General features: G+C 59.2%; 4 protein-coding genes and 1 pseudogene. 3 read left to right on the top strand and 2 right to left on the bottom strand.

What is annotated here, in order from left to right:
- The 3 genes and pseudogenes from ACVWY9_RS14030 to cobW all read left to right on the top strand — a co-directional run.
- Window positions 1-174: pseudogene (locus tag ACVWY9_RS14030) on the top strand (photosystem II D2 protein (photosystem q(a) protein)); the annotation flags it as partial.
- A gap of 187 nt (window positions 175-361) precedes the next feature.
- Window positions 362-1,741 carry a photosystem II reaction center protein CP43 gene (psbC, locus tag ACVWY9_RS14025; RefSeq protein WP_369791763.1) on the top strand — a complete coding sequence of 460 codons (1,380 nt, stop codon included), beginning with the start codon at window positions 362-364 and terminating at the stop codon, window positions 1,739-1,741.
- Window positions 1,742-1,872: 131 nt separating this feature from the next.
- The gene (gene cobW, locus ACVWY9_RS14020; protein ID WP_457389022.1) at window positions 1,873-2,931 is read left to right on the top strand and encodes a cobalamin biosynthesis protein CobW; all 1,059 of its coding nucleotides are present in this window, start codon (window positions 1,873-1,875) and stop codon (window positions 2,929-2,931) included.
- Window positions 2,932-3,051: 120 nt separating this feature from the next.
- Here the strand turns inward: cobW and ACVWY9_RS14015 are convergent, their stop codons facing one another.
- Window positions 3,052-4,008: an NAD-dependent epimerase/dehydratase family protein gene (locus ACVWY9_RS14015; protein WP_457389021.1), complete on the bottom strand. Its 957-nt coding sequence runs from the start codon at window positions 4,006-4,008 to the stop codon at window positions 3,052-3,054.
- 57 nt (window positions 4,009-4,065) lie between these two features.
- Window positions 4,066-4,722 (bottom strand): RNA-guided endonuclease InsQ/TnpB family protein (locus tag ACVWY9_RS14010; protein WP_457389020.1); only part of this gene is annotated, 657 nt, incomplete at its 5' end.

The following is a 4,722-nucleotide window of genomic DNA, read 5'->3' as shown; positions in this document are numbered from 1 at the left end:
TATGACTTTATCAGTCAGGAGGTGCGGGCAGCGGAAGACCCTGAGTTTGAGACGTTTTACACGAAGAACATTTTGCTGAACGAGGGGATTCGGGCCTGGATGGCGCCGCAGGACCAGCCCCATGAGCGCTTTGAGTTCCCTGAAGAAGTCCTCCCCCGCGGCAATGCGCTCTAAACCTACTGAGCTCGCTCGACTTTAGCTGCGGTAGATCCCTAGAGATCTGCTCTGTGAGGATGAGCGCTTGCCCAAGGGATCCCCTGCCGCGGATCCCAGTGGACAGGGAGCCCAACGGCAGGCGCTCACGTTAACTAAACTTTTTTTGGTGTCTCTTGTTCCTGACTATCATTGGAGGTTGGTCTCTGTGACCTCGACAACATTTGGTTCTGCAGTGGTGCAAGATCGCACCCAAGGCGGATTTGCCTGGTGGGCTGGGAATGCCCGCTTGATTAATCTCTCCGGTCGGCTTTTGGGCGCCCATGTGGCCCACGCTGGCCTGATCGTCTTCTGGGCGGGAGCGATGCTGCTGTTTGAGGTGGCTCACTTCACGCCGGATCGGCCCATGTATGAGCAGGGCCTGATCCTGATGCCCCACGTGGCCACTCTGGGCTGGGGGGTTGGCCCGGGGGGCGAGGTGATTGACACCTACCCCTACTTTGTCATCGGGGTGCTGCACCTGATCTCCAGCGCCGTGCTGGGGTTGGGGGGCATTTATCACGCCATTCGCGGCCCAGAAACTCTGGAGCAGTCTTTCCCCTTCTTCGGCTACGACTGGAAAGACAAGAACAAGATGACCACCATCCTGGGGATCCACCTGATCCTGTTGGGGTTGGGGGCTTTCTTGTTGGTGGCCAAGGCCATGTGGTTTGGCGGTGTCTATGACACCTGGGCTCCAGGAGGTGGCGATGTGCGGGTGATCACCAACCCCACCTTGAACCCCGCTGTGATCTTCGGCTACTTGTTCAAATCTCCCTTTGGTGGGGAAGGCTGGATCATCAGCGTTGACAACATGGAGGATGTGATCGGTGGCCACATTTACATCGGCATTATCTGCATTGCCGGTGGGATCTGGCACATCCTCACCAAGCCCTTCGGTTGGGCTCGCCGCGCCTTCATCTGGTCTGGGGAGGCCTATCTCTCCTACAGCTTGGCGGCGGTTTCGCTGATGAGCTTCATTGCCACCTGCTACATCTGGTTCAACAACACCGTCTACCCCAGCGAGTTCTACGGCCCCACTGGCCCAGAAGCCTCGCAAGCGCAAGCCCTTACGTTCATCGTGCGCGACCAGCGCTTGGGGGCCAACATCGGCCAAGCGCAGGGGCCGACCGGTCTGGGTAAATACCTGATGCGCTCCCCCACGGGCGAGATCATCTTTGGCGGTGAGACGATGCGCTTCTGGGATGTGCGCGCTCCTTGGAAAGAGCCGCTGCTGGGCCCCAATGGCCTGGACTTGGATAAGCTGAAGAACGACATCCAACCTTGGCAAGCTCGCCGTGCGGTGGAGTACATGACCCACGCGCCGCTGGGATCCCTGAACTCGGTGGGGGGTGTGGCTACCGAGATCAACACGGTGAACTTCACCAGCCCGCGCACCTGGTTGGCTGCTCACAACTTCATCTTCGGCTTCCTGTTCTTCGTGGGTCACCTGTGGCATGCCGGTCGCGCTCGCGCTGCCGCTGCTGGCTTTGAGAAAGGGATCAGCCGCGAGAACGAGCCGGTTTACCGGATGAAGCCGATCCGATAAGGGCATAAGTCCCTCTGGAATGTACCTTTGGCCCCCCTTGCCGGGGGCCTTTTTTTGGGCATCCCCCCCTCAAGGATTGGCAGAAAGAAAGTTTGGGGTGGAAACTGAAGAGCGCTGAGTCATCAGAGCAGATGCACAAGATCCCTGTTACCGTCATCACCGGATTTCTGGGATCCGGCAAGACCACGGTGATCCGTCACCTTTTGCTCAACAACCAGGGCCGCCGCATTGCCGTGTTGGTTAACGAGTTTGGCGAAGTGGGCATCGACGGCGAGTTGCTGCGGGATTGCCAACTGTGTGAGGGGGAGGGATCCATCCCCATTCTGGAGCTGGCCAACGGCTGTCTCTGCTGCACGGTGCAGGAGGAGTTTTTGCCCACCATGGAAGCTCTGTTGCAGCGGCGGGCGGAGCTAGACTGCATTTTGATTGAAACCTCAGGACTGGCCTTGCCCAAGCCGCTCGTGCAGGCTTTCCGCTGGCCCACCATCCGTACAGGCGCCACGGTGGATGCGGTGATTACGGTGGTGGATGGTCAGGCTCTGGCCTCTGGGCAACTGGTGGGCGATCTGGCGGCCCTGGAGGCGCAGCGGCAGGCTGACGAAAGTTTGGACCATGAGACTCCGCTTGAGGAATTGTTTGAGGATCAGTTGAGTTGTGCCGATTTGGTGGTGCTCACCAAGGTGGATCAGATTACCCAAGAGGAGCAAGCTCGGGTGGAAAGCTGGCTGCGGCACCACTTGCGCCCTGAGGTTCAAATCCTCCCTTGTGAGCGGGGGCAGGTTCCTCCAGAAGTGCTCTTGGGCTTTAATGCAGCGGTGGAAGACCAGCTCGAGCGCCGCCCCAGCTACCACGATCACGGGGAGGAGCATGAGCACGAAGCTTTTGAGTCTTTCTACCTCAGCTTGGAGGGAGGTTATGAGCCGGGATCCCTGGTGGCTCAGCTACGCCGGTTGGCCCAAGAGGAATGCCTTTACCGGATCAAAGGATTTGTGGCCGTTCCCCACAAGCCGATGCGCCTGGTGCTGCAGGGGGTGGGATCCCGATTTGAAACCTACTACGACCGCCCCTGGCGACCCCAGGAGGCGCGCTTGACCCGACTGGTGCTGATTGGGCAAAACCTCAACCGCGAGCGCATTGCCGCCCAGCTCCAGGCCTTGGCCATCAGAGAAACGGTGGCCCCCACCGGCTGATCCCTGTCGGAGGCGAGTGGGATCCCTTGGGTCCTCGGCTCTCATCCCCCCGTCCCAGAGGGAAAGGAAGCAGCGTCCAGTTCTACTGTTACTCAAGTTCTACTGTTACTCAAAGGTGGTCTAGAGGTAGGTATCCAAAAGAGAGGCCACGGTGGGGAAGTGGCAGCGCAAACCCAGGGTTTCTGGGGAAATGGCCGGGTAAACAAAATGGCGCTGGCGCAGACAGAACTCATCCCAGGCTGAAAGCCGCACCCGAAATAGAAAGGCCAAGCCGCGAACGAGAGCCGGGGGCAGAGGCACTCGGAAATAGATCCGTTTTTTGAAATAAGCACACATCTGTTCCACACATTCATCCCAGGAGAGGGGGGAATTGCCCAACACCCAATCGCCGCCACCAGGCAGATGGGCCACCCAATAGGCCACCATCTCGGCCACATCGGCAGCGTGGATAAAGTGGAAGCTGGCATCCACCCGCAAAAAGCGGATCAGATCCAGCCAGCGGAGAACGTCCTTGAGGCCGGCAGTGATGTGGGAGTAGGGGTGGTGGGGGCTGCCGCCAAAGAGCAGGGTGGGATAAAGGGTGAGCAGGCGCTCCGGCCAGAAGCCGCTTTCCTGCCGCCGCAGCAGCATCTCGTACTTGCTGCGGATGTAGTCGGTGCCGGCCCGTCCGGCAATGGCCAAAGGCTCCAGGTCCTGGTTCAAAAGGCTGGCCGTGGAAAAGTAGATCACCTGCTGACAGCGCTCCGGATCCAACAACTGAAAGAGCTCCAGGGTGTGGGTAACATTCACGGCCCAAGCCAGGGTGGGATCCCCCCAAGCTGCCGCCATGTGGATCAGCCCGTCCATCTGCCGTAGCAGGGCAGCCTGTTCCCGGATGCGCAGGAGATCGCCGGGCACCCAAGTGATGGGGGCAGGGAGTCGTTCCAGGGGCAGCCGTAGGCGGCTGGTCTCGCGGATGAGAACGTACAGGTGGTAGGCGGGCCGCTCCGGAAACTCGGGATCCCTTTGCTGGGCCAGGCGCTCCAACACATAGTGCCCCAGGCAGCCGCTAGCGCCGGTAAGAAACAGGTTTCGCAAGAGGTCTTCCCAACGGGACTCGATGAAAAAAGCTTGTAAACTACCCGACTCCGACCGCTAAGCGGTACGGAGCGGGCTTTCAGTAGCCCTGAGCCTGCTCTGCCCTACCAGAGAACAAAACAGGCCCGAACCTCTAGGCTGGTTTACGGCAGCCCCCAAGAGCGCAATCACATTCGCACCATTCAAATCCGCATCCCCTTCCCATCCACAGTGCCCACACTTAAACTTCTTTCCACTGCGGTAGGATTGCGCAGGATCGGGATGGATGTGTAAACACTTGTGACAGGTCTGCGACGTGTAAGCAGGCGGCACAGGAATCAGAGAAACCCCTGCAGCCCTCGCCTTGTATTCCAGAAACTGCCTCAGTTGGTAGAACGCCCAACTGTTGGCCCTGCGCCGCTCGGCTTTGCTGCGGGGTTGTTGATTGACCCTTTCCCGGATCCCTGTCAGGTCTTCCAGGGCGATAGCGCTGTTGGTAGCCTTTGCCCTGGAGACAATAGCTTTGGAGATGCGATGATTGACCCACGTTTTTGCTACGCAACGCTGACGCGACTGAAAGCGTCTTTCCTTGCCAGACAGCCGTTGCAGCAGTTCTCTGCATCTGCGCCGCGAACTGCGGGTGCCCTTACTGGCTTTGCGTTGAAGTACCGCCCTCAGCTTGGAGTAGTGGTCTCGGATTCGGTTCAACTGCTGTCCATTCCAGTTATCCCCTTC

Source organism: Thermostichus sp. OS-CIW-31 (genome assembly GCF_054060305.1).
This window is presented reverse-complemented; position numbering and strand designations above follow the sequence as displayed.

Bases quoted from the DNA above. Each gene is read 5' to 3' on its own strand.
- cobW (WP_457389022.1), top strand. From the start codon at position 1,873: ATGCACAAGATCCCTGTTACCGTCATCACCGGATTTCTGGGATCCGGC.